15 protein-coding genes are annotated in these 13,739 nt (G+C 69.9%); 6 read left to right on the forward strand and 9 right to left on the reverse strand.

The window, feature by feature from the left end:
- The 3 genes from MKK82_RS11740 to secA all read right to left on the reverse strand — a co-directional run.
- Positions 1 to 357, reverse strand: a 357-nt coding sequence (locus MKK82_RS11740; protein WP_409566793.1) for a KUP/HAK/KT family potassium transporter, incomplete at its 3' end; no start/stop codon positions are given.
- Positions 358 to 556: 199 nt separating this feature from the next.
- Positions 557 to 1,234 (reverse strand): dethiobiotin synthase, encoded by a 678-nt coding sequence (bioD, locus tag MKK82_RS11745; RefSeq protein WP_238289943.1) that lies wholly within the window; start codon positions 1,232 to 1,234, stop codon positions 557 to 559.
- 7 nt (positions 1,235 to 1,241) lie between these two features.
- The gene (secA, locus tag MKK82_RS11750) at positions 1,242 to 4,133 is read right to left on the reverse strand and encodes a preprotein translocase subunit SecA (protein WP_238289946.1); all 2,892 of its coding nucleotides are present in this window, start codon (positions 4,131 to 4,133) and stop codon (positions 1,242 to 1,244) included.
- Between the two features lie 261 nt (positions 4,134 to 4,394).
- Between secA and MKK82_RS11755 the strand changes: the two genes are divergently transcribed.
- Complete coding sequence (locus MKK82_RS11755) at positions 4,395 to 5,315, forward strand: peptidylprolyl isomerase (RefSeq protein ID WP_238290051.1); 921 nt, start codon at positions 4,395 to 4,397, stop codon at positions 5,313 to 5,315.
- 272 nt (positions 5,316 to 5,587) lie between these two features.
- Here the strand turns inward: MKK82_RS11755 and MKK82_RS11760 are convergent, their stop codons facing one another.
- Together MKK82_RS11760 and hemH are read right to left on the reverse strand one after the other, a co-directional pair.
- Positions 5,588 to 5,746 carry a hypothetical protein gene (locus MKK82_RS11760; protein WP_238289947.1) on the reverse strand — a complete coding sequence of 53 codons (159 nt, stop codon included), beginning with the start codon at positions 5,744 to 5,746 and terminating at the stop codon, positions 5,588 to 5,590.
- 96 nt (positions 5,747 to 5,842) lie between these two features.
- On the reverse strand, positions 5,843 to 6,925 hold the full coding sequence (hemH, locus tag MKK82_RS11765; RefSeq protein ID WP_238289949.1) for a ferrochelatase: 1,083 nt from the start codon (positions 6,923 to 6,925) through the stop codon (positions 5,843 to 5,845).
- A gap of 280 nt (positions 6,926 to 7,205) precedes the next feature.
- Here hemH and MKK82_RS11770 point away from each other — a divergent pair, with 280 nt between their 5' ends.
- Positions 7,206 to 7,895 carry a uracil-DNA glycosylase gene (locus tag MKK82_RS11770; protein ID WP_238289951.1) on the forward strand — a complete coding sequence of 230 codons (690 nt, stop codon included), beginning with the start codon at positions 7,206 to 7,208 and terminating at the stop codon, positions 7,893 to 7,895.
- A 13-nt stretch (positions 7,896 to 7,908) separates the two neighbouring features.
- On the opposite strand, the gene MKK82_RS11775 is transcribed toward MKK82_RS11770, so the two are convergent.
- A complete protein-coding gene (locus MKK82_RS11775; protein WP_238289952.1) occupies positions 7,909 to 8,328 on the reverse strand; it encodes a hypothetical protein in 420 nt (139 codons plus the stop codon).
- Positions 8,329 to 8,602: 274 nt separating this feature from the next.
- Here MKK82_RS11775 and MKK82_RS11780 point away from each other — a divergent pair, with 274 nt between their 5' ends.
- The gene (locus tag MKK82_RS11780; RefSeq protein ID WP_243985815.1) at positions 8,603 to 9,067 is read left to right on the forward strand and encodes an AMP-dependent synthetase; all 465 of its coding nucleotides are present in this window, start codon (positions 8,603 to 8,605) and stop codon (positions 9,065 to 9,067) included.
- 121 nt (positions 9,068 to 9,188) lie between these two features.
- Here the strand turns inward: MKK82_RS11780 and MKK82_RS11785 are convergent, their stop codons facing one another.
- The gene (locus MKK82_RS11785; RefSeq protein WP_238289954.1) at positions 9,189 to 9,761 is read right to left on the reverse strand and encodes a disulfide bond formation protein B; all 573 of its coding nucleotides are present in this window, start codon (positions 9,759 to 9,761) and stop codon (positions 9,189 to 9,191) included.
- Positions 9,762 to 9,775: 14 nt separating this feature from the next.
- Complete coding sequence (locus tag MKK82_RS11790) at positions 9,776 to 9,931, reverse strand: DUF5993 family protein (RefSeq protein WP_243985816.1); 156 nt, start codon at positions 9,929 to 9,931, stop codon at positions 9,776 to 9,778.
- A gap of 192 nt (positions 9,932 to 10,123) precedes the next feature.
- Here MKK82_RS11790 and MKK82_RS11795 point away from each other — a divergent pair, with 192 nt between their 5' ends.
- The 3 genes from MKK82_RS11795 (at position 10,124) to MKK82_RS11805 (ending at position 12,875) form a co-directional block, all read left to right on the forward strand.
- Positions 10,124 to 10,942, forward strand: coding sequence for an enoyl-CoA hydratase (locus tag MKK82_RS11795; protein WP_243985818.1), 819 nt, complete (start codon positions 10,124 to 10,126; stop codon positions 10,940 to 10,942).
- Between the two features lie 122 nt (positions 10,943 to 11,064).
- Positions 11,065 to 11,373 carry a hypothetical protein gene (locus MKK82_RS11800; protein WP_243985820.1) on the forward strand — a complete coding sequence of 103 codons (309 nt, stop codon included), beginning with the start codon at positions 11,065 to 11,067 and terminating at the stop codon, positions 11,371 to 11,373.
- Positions 11,374 to 11,438: 65 nt separating this feature from the next.
- Positions 11,439 to 12,875, forward strand: a complete 1,437-nt coding sequence (locus MKK82_RS11805; protein WP_243985822.1) for a phospholipase D-like domain-containing protein — start codon at positions 11,439 to 11,441, stop codon at positions 12,873 to 12,875.
- Here MKK82_RS11805 and MKK82_RS11810 read toward each other — a convergent pair.
- Positions 12,793 to 13,566 (reverse strand): endonuclease/exonuclease/phosphatase family protein, encoded by a 774-nt coding sequence (locus MKK82_RS11810; RefSeq protein ID WP_238289959.1) that lies wholly within the window; start codon positions 13,564 to 13,566, stop codon positions 12,793 to 12,795. The two genes, MKK82_RS11805 and MKK82_RS11810, sit on opposite strands and share 83 nt — an antisense overlap.
- Positions 13,567 to 13,739: the final 173 nt, after the last annotated feature.

Genomic DNA, 13,739 nt, shown 5'->3' on the forward strand with positions numbered 1-13,739 from the left:
CGTCCCGGGCCGGGCATGCCGCGCCCCGAGCAGCGCCAGCATGGCCACGATGCCGCCCTCGCCGCGGTTGTCGGCGCGCAGGATCAGCACCGCGTATTTCAGCGACACGATCAGGATCAGCGACCACAGGATCAGCGACACTGCGCCGGTGGCCGCCGCCGACACCGCGGCGCCGCCCGCCGTCGCCGCCTTCACCGCCTCCTTGAACGCGTAGAGCGGGCTCGTGCCGATGTCGCCGTACACGACGCCCAGCGCACCCAGGATGACGGCAGGCCGTAGGCGGCCGTGACCCGGTACGGTGTCCGCCGCCTCGGTTCCCGATGGGGACCCCGCCGCTCGGGCTTTGGACTGGCTCAACGCACGGCTCCCGCTGAACCGACCCGAAACTGGGCGGATCGACGCGGTTCGGCACTTAGCATCTCGCGCTCTGCCGTCCAGCGAGGACGCCGTTCACAACCCGAAGACCCCGGTCCCACAATCGGCACCCCGCGATCCGGTTCGCGGCCGGGTCATCGGTCGGTCATCCCCGCCGGGCCGCCGGATGTGCTCGCCCGGATCAGGTGACGATCAGATCCGCCAAGCTCCCGGGGCAGGCCTCGCCGCGGCGCAGGCAGACGACCGGTGCTCCGGCATGCCGCGCGATCGACGCCGCGACGGTGCCGGCCGGCGCCGGCGCGCCCGGGCTCTCGCTCACCACCACGGCGCGCAACGGCACGCTGTAGCGGCGCAGGGTCTCGCACGCGGTCAGCGCATGGCTGATCGCGCCGAGGTAGCTGCCGGAGACGAGGAGCGCCGGGATGTCGAGCGCCCGCAGCCAGTCGAGGCCCGTGGCCGTCGCGGTGACCGGGCTCATGAGGCCCCCGACGCCCTCGATCAGCAGCGTTCCCGGCGTGCCGGCGATCCGCGCCCGGCACCACTCGACGAGGTCGGCCAGATCCAGGGACCGGCCCTCCAGGATCGCGGCCTGATCGGGCGAGAGCGGGGCCGAGAACCGCCAGGGTGAGCAGGTCTCCACGGCCTCGGCATCGAGGGCGATGTCCTGCGCGTCCAGCAGGCGGGCGGTGTCGCTCTCCGCAAAGCCCGGATCGTGGAGCGGCGGGACGCCGCTCGCGAGGGGTTTCACGGTCTCGACCGGCAGGCCGCGTTCCCGCAGGCGGCGGGTCAGGGCGGCGGTCACGTAGGTCTTGCCGATCTCCGTGCCGGCCCCAGCGACGAAGACGGCCCGTGGCGGCATGCCGATCTCAGCCCTGGAGGGTGCCGTGGCAGTGCTTGTACTTCTTGCCCGACCCGCACGGGCACGGCTCGTTGCGGCCGACGCGACCCCAGGTGCCGACGTCGTTCGGGTCGCGCTCCAGCACGGCGCCGTCCACGGCGAGGCCCTGTGCGGCGAAGCCGTAGGCCGCGCCACCGCCGCCGTCGCTGCCGGAGCCGACACCGGCGTAATCCATCTCGTTTTCACCAGTCACCGGGTCGAGGTGCTGCGCGAACATCGGCGGCAGCGGCGGCCCACCGGCCGGATACGCCTCCTGCGGCTCCTGCATCATAATCTCGACCCGCGAGAGCTGCGCGGTGACCTGCTCGCGCAGGGACGTGACGAGACCGCTGAACAGGTCGAAGGCCTCCGACTTGTACTCGTTCAGCGGGTCGCGCTGGGCGAAGCCGCGCCAGCCGATCACCTGTCGCAGATGGTCGAGGGTCACGAGGTGCTCGCGCCACAGGTGATCCAGGGTCTGGAGCAGCACCTGCTTCTCGATATAGGCCGTCACCTCGGCGCCGTTCTTCTCGGTCCGCTCGGCATAGGCGGTCTCGGCCGCCTTGAGCAGGCGCTCGCGCATCTCCTCGTCGGCGATGCCCTCCTCCTTCGCCCAATCCTCGACCGGCACGTCGAGGTTGAGCACGTCCGTCACCTGCTCGCGCAGCCCGGCGACGTCCCACTGCTCGGCGTAGGCGTTTTCCGGAATGTGACGGCCGACGAGGTCATCGATGACGCCCTCGCGCATCTCGTCCACGGTGTCGCGGACGCTGTCCTGGCCCATGAAGTCGCGGCGCTGCTCGAACACGACCTTGCGCTGGTCGTTCATGACGTTGTCGTACTTGAGCACGTTCTTGCGCATGTCGAAGTTGCGCGCCTCGACCTTCTGCTGCGCCTTCTCGATCGCCTTGTTGATCCAGGGGTGAATGATGGCCTCACCCTGCTCCAGGCCGAGCTTCTGCAACATGCCGTCCATGCGGTCGGAACCGAAGATCCGCATCAGGTCGTCCTGCAGCGACAGGTAGAACTTCGAGCGGCCGGGATCGCCCTGGCGGCCGGAGCGACCGCGGAGCTGGTTGTCGATGCGCCGGGATTCGTGACGCTCGGTGCCGATGATGTAGAGCCCGCCGGGCAGCGCCTTCTTCCGGCCCGCCTCGGGATCGGCCGGCTCGCCGGAGGCCAGCACCTTGGCGCGATTCTCCGCGATCTCGGCCTTGATGGCCTCGATGGCGGCGGCGCGCTCCGGACCGTCCACGAGGTGGCCCAGCTCCTTCTCGATGCGCATCTCGAGATTGCCGCCGAGTTTGATGTCGGTGCCGCGGCCGGCCATGTTGGTGGCGATGGTGATCGCGCCGGGGACGCCCGCCTCGGCCACGATGTAGGCTTCCTGCTCGTGGAAGCGGGCGTTCAGCACGGCGAAGCGCTTGGTCACCCGGCCTTCGCGGGCGGCGGCGTAGACGTCGGTCAACGCGCTCGGGTCGGAATAGTCGAGCAGGCTGTAGCCGGCCTTCTTGAGCATCTCGGCAAGGTGTTCCGACTTCTCGATCGAGCCGGTGCCCACCAGGATCGGCTGGTGGCGGGCATGCGCCTTGTCGATTTCGGCGATGATGCCCTCGTACTTCTCGCCGACGGTCCGGTAGACCTCGTCGTCCTCATCGACGCGCTCGACCTCCTTGTTGGTCGGGATGTCGACCACGTCGAGCTTGTAGATCTCGGCGAACTCGTCGGCTTCCGTGGAGGCCGTGCCGGTCATGCCGGCGAGCTTCTTGTAGAGGCGGAAGTAGTTCTGGAACGTGATCGAGGCGAGCGTCTGGTTCTCGGGCTGGATCGTCACCCGCTCCTTGGCCTCGAGGGCCTGGTGAAGACCCTCGGAGTAGCGCCGGCCCTGCATCATGCGGCCGGTGAACTCGTCGATGATCACCACCTCGTCGTTCTTGACGATGTAGTCCTTGTCGCGGGTGAACAGCGTGTGAGCCCGCAGCGCCTGGTTCACGTGATGGACCAGGCTGACATTGTGCGCGTCGTAGAGGTCGCCGTCCTTGAGCAGGCTGACCTCGCGCAGGGTCTCCTCCACGAACTCGTTGCCGGCTTCCGTGAGCGAGACCGTGCGCTGCTTCTCGTCGAGGTCGTAATGCTCCGGCACCAGCCGGGGCATGATCGCGTCGACCGACACGTACAGTTCGGAGCGGTCGTCCACCGGGCCCGAGATGATCAGCGGCGTGCGCGCCTCGTCGATCAGGATCGAATCGACTTCGTCGACGATGGCGAAGTTGTGCCCCCGCTGCGCAAGCTGGGACATCTCATACTTCATGTTGTCGCGCAGGTAGTCGAACCCGTACTCGTTGTTGGTCCCGTACGTGATGTCGCAGGCATAGGCGTCCTTGCGCTGCGCGTCGTCCAGGCCGTGGACGATGGTGCCGACCGAGAGCCCCAGGAAGCGGTAGAGCTGGCCCATCCACTCCGCGTCGCGCGCGGCGAGATAGTCGTTCACCGTGACGACGTGGACGCCCTTCCCCTCCAGGGCATTGAGGTAGACCGGCAGCGTCGCGACCAGGGTCTTGCCCTCGCCGGTCTTCATCTCGGCGATGCCGCCCTCGTGCAGCACCATCCCGCCGATCAGCTGCACGTCGAAGTGACGCTGGCCGAAAACGCGCTTGGCCGCCTCGCGCACGGTCGCGAAGGCCGGCACGAGGATGTCGTCGAGGCTCTTGCCGTTGGCGAGTTCGGCCTTCAGCATATCGGTGCGGGCCCGCAGGGCCTCGTCCGACAGGGCCTGGATCTCGGGTTCCAGCGCGTTGATCTGCGCCACGCGCGGGCGATAGCCCTTGACGCGACGGTCGTTGGAGGAGCCGAAAATCTTCTTGGCGATCGAGCCGAGCATCATTGACCTGCGGACGCGCGAGCCCGCCCACGGGTGAGCGTGGCGGGCCGGCCTGGGCGGAGTTGGCCGGGCTTATAGAGGTAAACATCGGCCTGCGCACCTAGAAGGGGCAACCCTCAACGCGGTTCAGTGCGGTCACGGTTCCGGGATCGTCGGAACGGCCGCGCTTGCCTTCTTGTGCGACGCGGGCCACCTGTGCCGCGGCATGCCGCCCGGCCCGTTCGGAGCGGCGCCGAGATGTCAGTCGAGGACTTCGCCCGCATGCCGAACACCGCCCTCCTCCGGCGCGCCAGCGCGCTCGCCGTCATGATCGCGATGCCGGGCTTTGCGCTGGCTCAGGCCCCGCAGAAGACGCCGGCCCCGACCCCCGCCGCCAGCACGCCGGCTGCCACGGCGCCGGCCGAACCCGCCCCGGATACGGTGGTCGCGACCGTCAACGGAAAGCCGATCACGCAGGGCGACCTCGCCAACGCGGCGGACGACCCGGCCCTGTCGCTGCCCGGTGTCGACGAGGCGCAGAAGAAGAACCTGCTCGTCGACTACATGGTCGACCTGCGCGTGGGCGCGCAGGCCGCCGAGGCCGCCAAGGTCGGCGACACGCCGGAGTTCAAGCGCAAGCTCGCCTACTTCCGCGACAAGCTCCTGCTGGACGACTACCTCGAACAGGAGGCCAAGCGCGCCGTCACGCCCGAGGCCGAGCACGCGATCTACGATCAGACCGTCAAGCTGATGAAGCCCGAGGAGGAGGTGCATGCCCGCCACATCCTCGTGGACAACGAGGCCGAGGCCAAGAAGATCGCGGCGCGCATCAAGGGCGGGGAGGATTTCGCCAAGGTCGCGGCCGAAACCTCCAAAGATCCCGGCTCGAAGGCCGAGGGCGGTGACCTCGGCTGGTTCACCAAGGAGCGGATGGTCCCGGATTTCGCCACCGCCGCCTTCGCCATGAAGGCCGGGCAGGTCTCAGACCCGATCAAGACCCAGTTCGGTTGGCACGTGATCAAGGTCGAGGAGAAGCGGACGAAGCCCCAGCCGACCTTCGACGAACTCAAGGAGCAGATCGACCAGCACCTGATCCGCAAGTCGCAGCAGGACATGATCCTGAAGCTGCGCTCCGAGGCGAAGATCGAGCGCACCGACGCGCCGCCGGCCGCCGAGACCGCGCCCGAGCCGAAGAAGCCCTGATTCGGGTGTGAAGGGCCTGGGCTGGATCCGGCCCAGGCCTGCTTGAGCGCCGACATGCGACCCGCTGTTCTTGACGGGACCGAGCCCGCGGCGCGCGGTACGTCCCGCCGGATGAACCGGGCGGGCGGCCGTGATCGCATGTGGGATGAAGCGGCGCGATCGATGCGGGCTCCCCGGCGTCGCGCTGCCCCGTATCACGTCGCTCCGCCCGAAGCCGGCACGGGCCGAAGCATTGCGCCCTCAGCCAGCGAAGCCGCCGTGCCGCTGCTTCCTCAGTAGGGTCGATCCGGAACGAGGTAGCTGGACTGCGCCGGCGCGGATTGCGGCGTGACGCCGAGGGCGGCGAGTTCCGCGCTGCGGCGTCCTTCCGCGATCCAGTCGAGCACCGCGATCAGCAGCCACGGACACGCGATGCCGATGAAGAACGCCATGTGATCATCCTCCCGTGCCGGATCAATGAAGCCGTCCGGCTCGGGAAGAGAATAGGCGGGCGGGGCCGCTCCGCAAGCAGCGTCGCGCCGCGGAGATCAGACCCAGCCCTGAAGCTCCCGGCGCACCACGTTCTCGATCACCTTCATCCCGAGATCGGAATCGTTCAGGCAGGGGATGTAGGCGAAGCGCTCGCCGCCGTTCTCCTCGAAATAGTGGCGGTTCTCGCCGTCCAGTTCCTCGAGGGTTTCCAGGCAATCCGCCGTAAAGCCGGGGGCGACGATCGCCATCCGCTTCACCCCGGACTTGGCCAGTTCCATCACGGTCTCGTCCGTGTAGGGCTTCAGCCATTCCTCGTTGCCGAAGCGCGACTGGAAGGTCACGCGCATCGTGTCGGGCGAGAGGCCCAGCGCCTCGCGGATCAGCCGCCCGGTCTTGTGGCACTGGCAGTGGTAGGGGTCGCCCTTGAGCAGGTAGCTCCGCGGCACACCGTGGAACGAGGTGAGGATCACCTCCGGCTCGAAATCGAGCTTCGCCAGACCCTCGCGGATCGAATCGGCCATGGCGGCGATGTAGACGGGATCGTCGTGGTAAGGCGGCGAGACTCGCACGGTCGGCTGCCAGCGCATGTCCATCAGGGCGCGGAACGCCTGGTCGCAGGCCGTGGCCGACGTGGCCGCGGCGTATTGCGGATAGAGCGGCACCAGCAGGATCCGGTCGCACCCCTGATCGAGCAGCGCCTGGATCCGGCCGGCGACCTCGGGCTTGCCGTAGCGCATCGCCCAGTCGACCACGACCGAATCACCCATGGCCGCTTGGAGGCGCTCGCTCTGGCCGCGAGTGATGGTCTTGAGCGGACCCTCGTTCAGCGCGTTGTTCCACACGCTGGCATAATCGCGGCCCTTGGGGCCCGGGCGCTTGGTCAGGATGATCAGGTTGAGCAGCGGCCACCAGATCAGCCGCGGCACCTCGATCACCCGCCGGTCCGACAGGAACTCCTTGAGGTACCGGCGCATGGGCCAGTAGGTTGTCGCCTCCGGCGTGCCCAGATTCATCAGCAGCACGCCGACGCGGCCCCAGGCGACCTTCGGATGGTCGGCCGGAAGAGCACTCGCGGCGGGCTCGCGCGGGGCGAGGGGCCGGCCATTCGCCAGCGCGGCGGGTTCGACGCGTTCGTTCATGGCAGCGTTCCGGCGCCGCGCGCCGAGTCCTTCTTCTGGCTTCAGATATCCGGGGGCCGGCGCGCGCGCTTGGGCCTGGACCGGAGGCTTACCCCTGTCGGTGCACTTCCATGTAGGGTGCGATCCCGCCCGGCGAAGGCCGGACGCGACATGCCGCACCGCGGTCTGCCGCACGCTCGACCTCTGTCCCTACACACGGGCGGCCCCGGGCCGCAACCGCGCCGCCCGTGATGGAGGCGCCAGGGCGCCTATTTCCACCCCGACCGGACCACGAGACACGATGACCGCTTCCCCCGTCGCCGACGCCCTCGCCGCGTTCCGCGCCTCCGGATCGCCCTGGCTCGCGCTGCCGTTCTTCGCGGATGGGAAGGCCGACGCGGTGGCGGCCCGGGTCGATGCGCGGATCGCGGCGGGCGCCCGCGTGCTGCCGGCGCCGGACCGGATCTTCCGCGCCCTCGCCGAGACGCCGCTGCCCGCCGTGCGCGCGGTGATCCTCGGCCAGGATCCCTATCCGACGCCGGGCGACGCGAACGGTCTCGCCTTCTCCTACGTGGGCACCGGCCGCCTCCCCGCCTCCCTGAAGGTGATCCTGGCGGAGGCGGGCTCGGACCGGACGGCGGGCGGCGACCTCACGCCCTGGGCCCGGCAGGGTGTCCTCCTGCTCAACAGCGCGCTCACCGTGGAGGCCGGGAAGGCTGGGGCGCACCTGCGGTACGGCTGGTCGGCGCTGACCGACGACGCCGTGGCGGCCGTCTCCGCGCGGCCGGAGCCGGCGGTGTTCCTGCTCTGGGGCGCCCAGGCCCGCGCCCGGGCGGCGCTGATCGACGCGGACCGCCACGGGGTGTTCGAGAGCGGGCATCCCTCGCCACTCAACCGCGCCCGGGATTATCCCGGTTCGGACCCGTTCGGACGGGCCAACCGATGGCTCGCCGAGCGGGGTGTCCGGCCGATCGCGTGGAGCCTCGGCTGATCCGAGGCGCCCGTCACTGCGGCTTGGCGGGCTCGACCGGCTTCGTGGGCTCGACCGGCTTGGCGGGCTGGGCCGAATCCGATCCCGCCGGCAGGAGCACGTTCTTGGCGACCGTGCCCTCCGGCCCGTACTCGCCGGCCACCGCGATGCACGCTTGATCGCGGTTCTGCGCCATCTGATTCGACATCAGCGTGAACATGGTCTGCACGCGGTTGCCGAAGGGGCCGCGCGGCTGGACGTCCGCCACCTGGACGCTCTGCTTGGCCAGCAGCGCCTCGAACTGCTCGTTGCCGATTCGATATCCGCAGACGTTCGAAGCGGCGAAGATGTAGGCGGCGAATTCCAGGGCGCGCGGGGCCGGAGCGTTGCGGATCTGCGCCTGCGCCGGCAGGCTAGCGAGCATCAGGGCGGCGGGGAGAGCGACGTGGCGCATGCGCGGCGGTTTCCTCGGTATCGGGCGGCCACTGTCGGACCGCCTCGGGCGGGCGGGACATAGGTCGAAGCAGACCCTGCGCCAATGCGACCGAATTCGCAGCTGAATTGCCGTCGTTCGTTCACAACCCGTTGGCCATAGGCGAAGTCCCGGGCCGCCGAACCCGCGAAATCGCGCCCGCGGTCCACCAGGGGCCTCCCGGGAGACAGAGTGTTAACCCGCCCGCGTCACGCCAGTGACTAGGGTTTGTCCAGATCCAGGCGGTCTGCATCGCATGTACGGCATCAATTCCTCTGTCGAAGGCATTCCGGCGCCCGTGTCCCGGGACATCCACGGGCGCATCCAAGGCTCCAATGCCGGTGCCGACCGTCGGATCGGTCAGGCCGCGCTCGTTCCGGCGATCTGTCCGCACCGCGTCGCCCGCTGGGCCTGCGGCGAAGGCCTCGGGGCCGGCGCCTCCGCGGCGCTGCTGGTGCGAGACCTCGGCCAGGCCGAGGCGATCCGTCTCGGATTGACCCGCCTCGGCCTGCGCGTGTCCTGCCTCGACGGCGACCGAAGCGCCGAGGTCCTGGCGGACAACCTCACGCAGTCGCGGGCGACGGTGGCCATCGTCGATACCACGCTGGCCGACGCCTATGCCGGTGTGATGGGTCGGCTCGTGCGCTACCCGGCCGTCTGGTGGAACGGCCCCGGCGCGGATTTCGCCAGCCTCGATCACGCCCTCGCCGAGCAGGATTGAGGGTCACAACCAGAGTTCGCGCAGTGCCCGGCGCTCGCCGAGGCGCGCGCTGCTGGATCTCGCCGGGCGCGTCCGACCGTGCTGGCACGGTCGGCCTGCCGGTCTATTCGAGCGATGATTGCTAGCGCTTCAGCAGGGCGTCGAGTGCCTCGTAGCCCGTAGGGTCGTCGGGGCACAGGCCGCCGCCGCATTCCGCCACCGTGGAGACGGCGTTGGCGAGGACGACGCAGAGGAACAGGGAGAGGCAGGCCGTCCCGAAGAGGCCGGCGCCCCGCTCGGCCTGAATACCGGCCTGCCGATCGGCCTGGCGCGCTCCCTCGGCGAGAAGAACCACGCCCACCGCCCCGATCAGCGCCAAGAAGGCGATCAGGGCCAGCGTGTAGAAGTGAAGCCCCAGCAGCGTCGAGCCGTAGCCCCCCGTGCCGGGAACGACGTGCAGGGCGACCTGCCGACCCGCGATGACCATGCCGGCGAGGGCGCTCAGGATCACGATGCCGTAGTGGGACGCCCGCGGACCGAAGCGGACGCTGAGCGCGAAGCCGATGCCCGCCGCCGCGAAGGCGGCACGCTGCAGGAGACAGAGGGGGCATGGCAGTTCGCCGAGATGGAACTGGTACCCGAACGCGACGAGCAGGACTGCGCTGCAGCCGAGGAGCCCGAGAGCGTTCAGAAGGCGCGCGCGCCGGACCGTCATGATGCGCGTCCCGCTCAGAAACTGAGCTGGAGCGTTGACGTGGCGTGCGCGGCAAACAATCCGAGGATGCCGATCAGCGACACGAACCAGAGGCCGACGGCAACGCGGCGGCGCCCCGTGAGCACGGCGATCGCGCTCCCCGCCAAACCGACGAACGGCAGAACCATCATGGACGTGCACCCCGCGGACCTGCGGCGCCGGCCTCGTTCGGGCCGCCGCCTGAGCTTCCCTGCAGCAAGGTTTAAGCTTTCGTGAAACCGACGTGGCGGTGCGTGGCATCGCCGGGGGCTCGCTCCGCGTGGTACAGCCCGCAGGCGAGATCGGTCCTGCGAACTCGAGCGGCCAACACCCGGAGACGCTTCATGATTGCAGCCGGCGCGGCGGTCCCGTCCGTCCCCGTTCCCGCGAAGGACCCGATCCTGCTGCGCAGCGATGCTGGCGGTGTCGCGACCCTGACGCTCAATCGTCCGGAGGCGCGCAACGCCCTGTCGATGGCCCTGATGGGTGCCCTCCAGCAGCAGCTCGACGCGATCCGGGAGGATCCCGGGGTGCGCGTCGTGATCCTGCAGGGGGCCGGTCCCGCCTACTGCGCCGGCCACGACCTCAAGGAGATGCGCGCAAATCCGTCCCGGGAGGCGACCGACGCGGTGTTCCGCACCTGCGCGCGGCTGATGCTCAGCATCGCGCGCCTGCCGCAACCGGTGATCGCCCGGGTCCACGGGATCGCGACCGCCGCCGGCTGCCAGCTCGTCGCGACCTGTGATCTCGCCGTCTGCGCCGAAGGCGCCCGGTTCGCGACGCCGGGGGTGCAGATCGGCCTGTTCTGCTCGACGCCGATGGTCGCGCTCTCCCGGGCCGTATCGCGCAAGGCCGCCCTGGAGATGCTGCTGGTTGGAGAGCCGGTCGACGCGGCCGAGGCGCTCCGGATCGGCCTCGTGAACCGCGTCGTGCCGGAGGCGGACCTGGACGCCACGGTCGGCGCGCTGGCCGCGCGGATCGCCGCGAAGGCCCGTCGCGTCCTGGCGATCGGCAAGGAAGCCTTCGGCCGGCAGATCGAGATGGGTCTGGAGGAGGCTTACGGCTACGCCGCCGAAGTCATGACCCGCAACATGATGATGGCCGACGCGCAGGAGGGCATCGACGCTTTCCTCGGCAAGCGTTCGCCGCGCTGGGAGCCATGAGACCCGCGGGGCGTGACGCGATACGACGCAGGCCCGCACGCGTGGGCTATGGCGCGGCCCTGCCCTAGGATTGAGCCTGCGTCGGGTCCTGTCGGGCCCGATGCCCCCAAGCGGGACGGCAGATGAGCACCATCGACCTGTTCGGTCTGACGCTGGCCTTCTACGGCGCGATGCCGCCGCCCCGACCGCGGCGTCCGGAGCGCAACGCCGCGACCTGGGCGGCCGCCCTGGTGTTCGGCGGCGTATGCCTCGCCACGATGGGGCCCATGATCACGATCTGGAGCTTCCACCGGCCCTACGCCGAGGCCAAGGCGCGCTGCATCGAGTCCGGAGGCCGCGTCCTCTACGCGGCGCTGGACGGGAGCGGTCCGTATCGCTGCGAGCGGCCCGCCGGCGGCGGGATCGCCCGATCGGTCAAGCTGGCGGATTAATCCGCAACGGAACGGAGTTGTCGGGTATATCCGGCGCCGCCTGACGCGAACCGGATGCCGACGCCTTGGAAAACGCGCTCCTTCGATGGGTCCAGTCGACCGCCCTGATGCGGGCGGATGTCGAGGCGCTCATCGGCATCACGCTGGCGGTCGGCGTGACCCTGCACGCCCTGCTGCGCAAGCGGCGGGTGAGCGTGGCGGTGGGCTGGATCGGTCTGGCGTGGCTCTCGCCGATCTTCGGCACGGCGCTCTATCTGACCTTCGGCATCAATCGCGTCTCGCGCCGCGCCCGTCGGCTGCGAACCAAGCCCTCCGACGCGACGCGGCTGCCCGATACCGACGACGCGGTGGTGCCGGAAGCCCTCTGGCCCCTCGACCGCGCGATCCGGCGGATCACCGCCCTGCCGGCCTTCGAGGGCAACGCCGTTCAGATGTACCGCAACGGCGACGCGGCCTATCCGGTGATGCTGGACGCCATCCGCGGGGCGCGGACCAGCATTGGCCTGTCGAGCTACATCTTCCGGGACGATCCCACCGGCCGCGAGTTCTGCGACGCCCTGGTGGAGGCGCAGTCCCGGGGCGTGAAGGTCCGCGTCATCATCGACGGCATCGGCGGCGGCTACTTCCGGGCGCCCGTCTATCACCGCCTGACCGCCGCCGGGGTTCCGGCCGCCCTGTTCATGCACTCGGCCCTGCCCTGGCGGATGCCGTTTCTCAACCTGCGCTCGCACAAGAAGCTGCTGATCATCGACGGTTCCACTGCGTTCACGGGGGGGCTCAACATCGCGCACGCGAACCGCGTCGCCCTCAAACCGGAGCATCCGATCCGCGATACCCACTTCCGACTGCGCGGCCCGGTGGTGGAGCAACTCGCCGTCGCCTTCGCGGCCGATTGGGCCTTCGTCGACGGGGAACTGCTCGACGGCGAGCCCTGGTCCGTCGACCTGGAACCATCCGGACGCAGCGTCGCGCGGGCGGTCACCTCCGGTCCGGACGCCGACGTCGAGAAGATCGAACAGGTGATCCTGCAGGCGCTCGCCTGCGCGCATCGGACGGTCCGGTTCGTGACGCCCTACTTCCTCCCCGACGAACTCGTGACCGGCGCCCTGGCCCAGGCCGCGACCCGGGGCATCACCGTCGACGTGATCATCCCGCGGGTGAGCGACCACCCGTTCATCGACTGGGCGACCCGCGCACATCTCGATCCGCTGCTCAGGGCCGGGGTGCGGGTCTGGCTCGACGAGCCGCCCTTCGATCACTCGAAGGCGATGGTGGTCGACGACGTCTGGTGCTTCGTCGGCAGCGCCAACTGGGACATGCGCAGCTTCCGGCTCAATTTCGAGCTGAACGTCGAGATCATCGACGCCGACCTGGCCGCCGAGCTCGACCGGTTCATGCGCGGCAAGATGGAGGCGCGCCTCAGCCGTGAGGATCTCGCCGCGCGCGCCCTGCCGATCCGTCTGCGCGACGCAGGCGTGCGACTGCTGCTGCCATACCTTTGAGCCGGCCGGGGGCGTGCGCCTCCGGGGCCGGTCCCAGGTGGACGACGATCGGCCGGTGGTCGGAGCGCCCCCGGGGCAGCACCGCGTGCTCGTGGCAGACCAGCCCGCGGGCGAGGCAGCGATCGAGCCGGAGCGGCAGCACGTCCACCATCGCGTGCGTCGGCTGACGGGGTCCGACGTCGCGGAAGCCCGGGATCAGGGCCGGGCCGACGATATTATAATCGCCCAGGACCGCCGCACGGGCCGGCAACTCGCCGACGATGCGGCGAAGCTGTCGGCGGTTCAGCATCTGCCCGTGCGACAGGTGCACGTTGGCGACGCCGAACTCGCCGAGGTCGAGAATCTGGCAGACCCGATGCACCAGGGCGCCGGAGGGCAGCGTGATCACGCGCGGCGGTGCCGGCCACGGCTTCGGGCTCCACATGGCCAGCCCGTGGATCCGGCCCGGCAGTGGCGCCCAGGCGTAGTGGCCGCCGATCCGGTCCAGCAGGAAGCCGATCGCCCGGGTCGCCTCCTGCATCAGCAGCAGGTCGGGCTGTTCCTGCGCGACCAGGGCAGCCACGTCGTCGACGGCCGCGCCGGTGCGCCGCAGGAGGTTCCAGCTCACGATCTTGAACGGTCCGTGCGGCCGGTGCGGCTGGGCGGACGATGGCAAGGCGATGGAGCGGACCGGGCGTGCAGCTGGGGTCATCGAACCGGTCTCGTACCTCACTGCGCGGCTTCGCCTCTACCGCCACGCTTTAACGCGCCCGGCGCCGGGACGTTCGACGGGATTCGCGCGGTGTCGACCGCGTCGTGAGAATGGAGCGCGCCGCCGCGCCGACGTGTCGCGCGGCATCCGGGATCGGGTTCCGCTCCGCCGGC

This window comes from Methylobacterium sp. E-046 (assembly GCF_022829625.1).
GTDB classification, from domain to species: Bacteria; Pseudomonadota; Alphaproteobacteria; order Rhizobiales; family Beijerinckiaceae; genus Methylobacterium; species Methylobacterium longum.

What these genes read in the sequence shown, in the direction of transcription:
- bioD (WP_238289943.1), bottom strand. Translation starts at nt 1,234, where the DNA reads ATGCCGCCACGGGCCGTCTTCGTCGCTGGGGCCGGCACGGAGATCGGC.
- secA (WP_238289946.1), bottom strand. Translation starts at nt 4,133, where the DNA reads ATGCTCGGCTCGATCGCCAAGAAGATTTTCGGCTCCTCCAACGACCGT.
- MKK82_RS11755 (WP_238290051.1), top strand. Translation starts at nt 4,395, where the DNA reads ATGCCGAACACCGCCCTCCTCCGGCGCGCCAGCGCGCTCGCCGTCATG.
- MKK82_RS11760 (WP_238289947.1), bottom strand. Translation starts at nt 5,746, where the DNA reads ATGGCGTTCTTCATCGGCATCGCGTGTCCGTGGCTGCTGATCGCGGTG.
- hemH (WP_238289949.1), bottom strand. Translation starts at nt 6,925, where the DNA reads ATGAACGAACGCGTCGAACCCGCCGCGCTGGCGAATGGCCGGCCCCTC.
- MKK82_RS11770 (WP_238289951.1), top strand. Translation starts at nt 7,206, where the DNA reads ATGACCGCTTCCCCCGTCGCCGACGCCCTCGCCGCGTTCCGCGCCTCC.
- MKK82_RS11775 (WP_238289952.1), bottom strand. Translation starts at nt 8,328, where the DNA reads ATGCGCCACGTCGCTCTCCCCGCCGCCCTGATGCTCGCTAGCCTGCCG.
- MKK82_RS11780 (WP_243985815.1), top strand. Translation starts at nt 8,603, where the DNA reads ATGTACGGCATCAATTCCTCTGTCGAAGGCATTCCGGCGCCCGTGTCC.
- MKK82_RS11785 (WP_238289954.1), bottom strand. Translation starts at nt 9,761, where the DNA reads ATGACGGTCCGGCGCGCGCGCCTTCTGAACGCTCTCGGGCTCCTCGGC.
- MKK82_RS11790 (WP_243985816.1), bottom strand. Translation starts at nt 9,931, where the DNA reads ATGATGGTTCTGCCGTTCGTCGGTTTGGCGGGGAGCGCGATCGCCGTG.
- MKK82_RS11795 (WP_243985818.1), top strand. Translation starts at nt 10,124, where the DNA reads ATGATTGCAGCCGGCGCGGCGGTCCCGTCCGTCCCCGTTCCCGCGAAG.
- MKK82_RS11800 (WP_243985820.1), top strand. Translation starts at nt 11,065, where the DNA reads ATGAGCACCATCGACCTGTTCGGTCTGACGCTGGCCTTCTACGGCGCG.
- MKK82_RS11810 (WP_238289959.1), bottom strand. Translation starts at nt 13,566, where the DNA reads ATGACCCCAGCTGCACGCCCGGTCCGCTCCATCGCCTTGCCATCGTCC.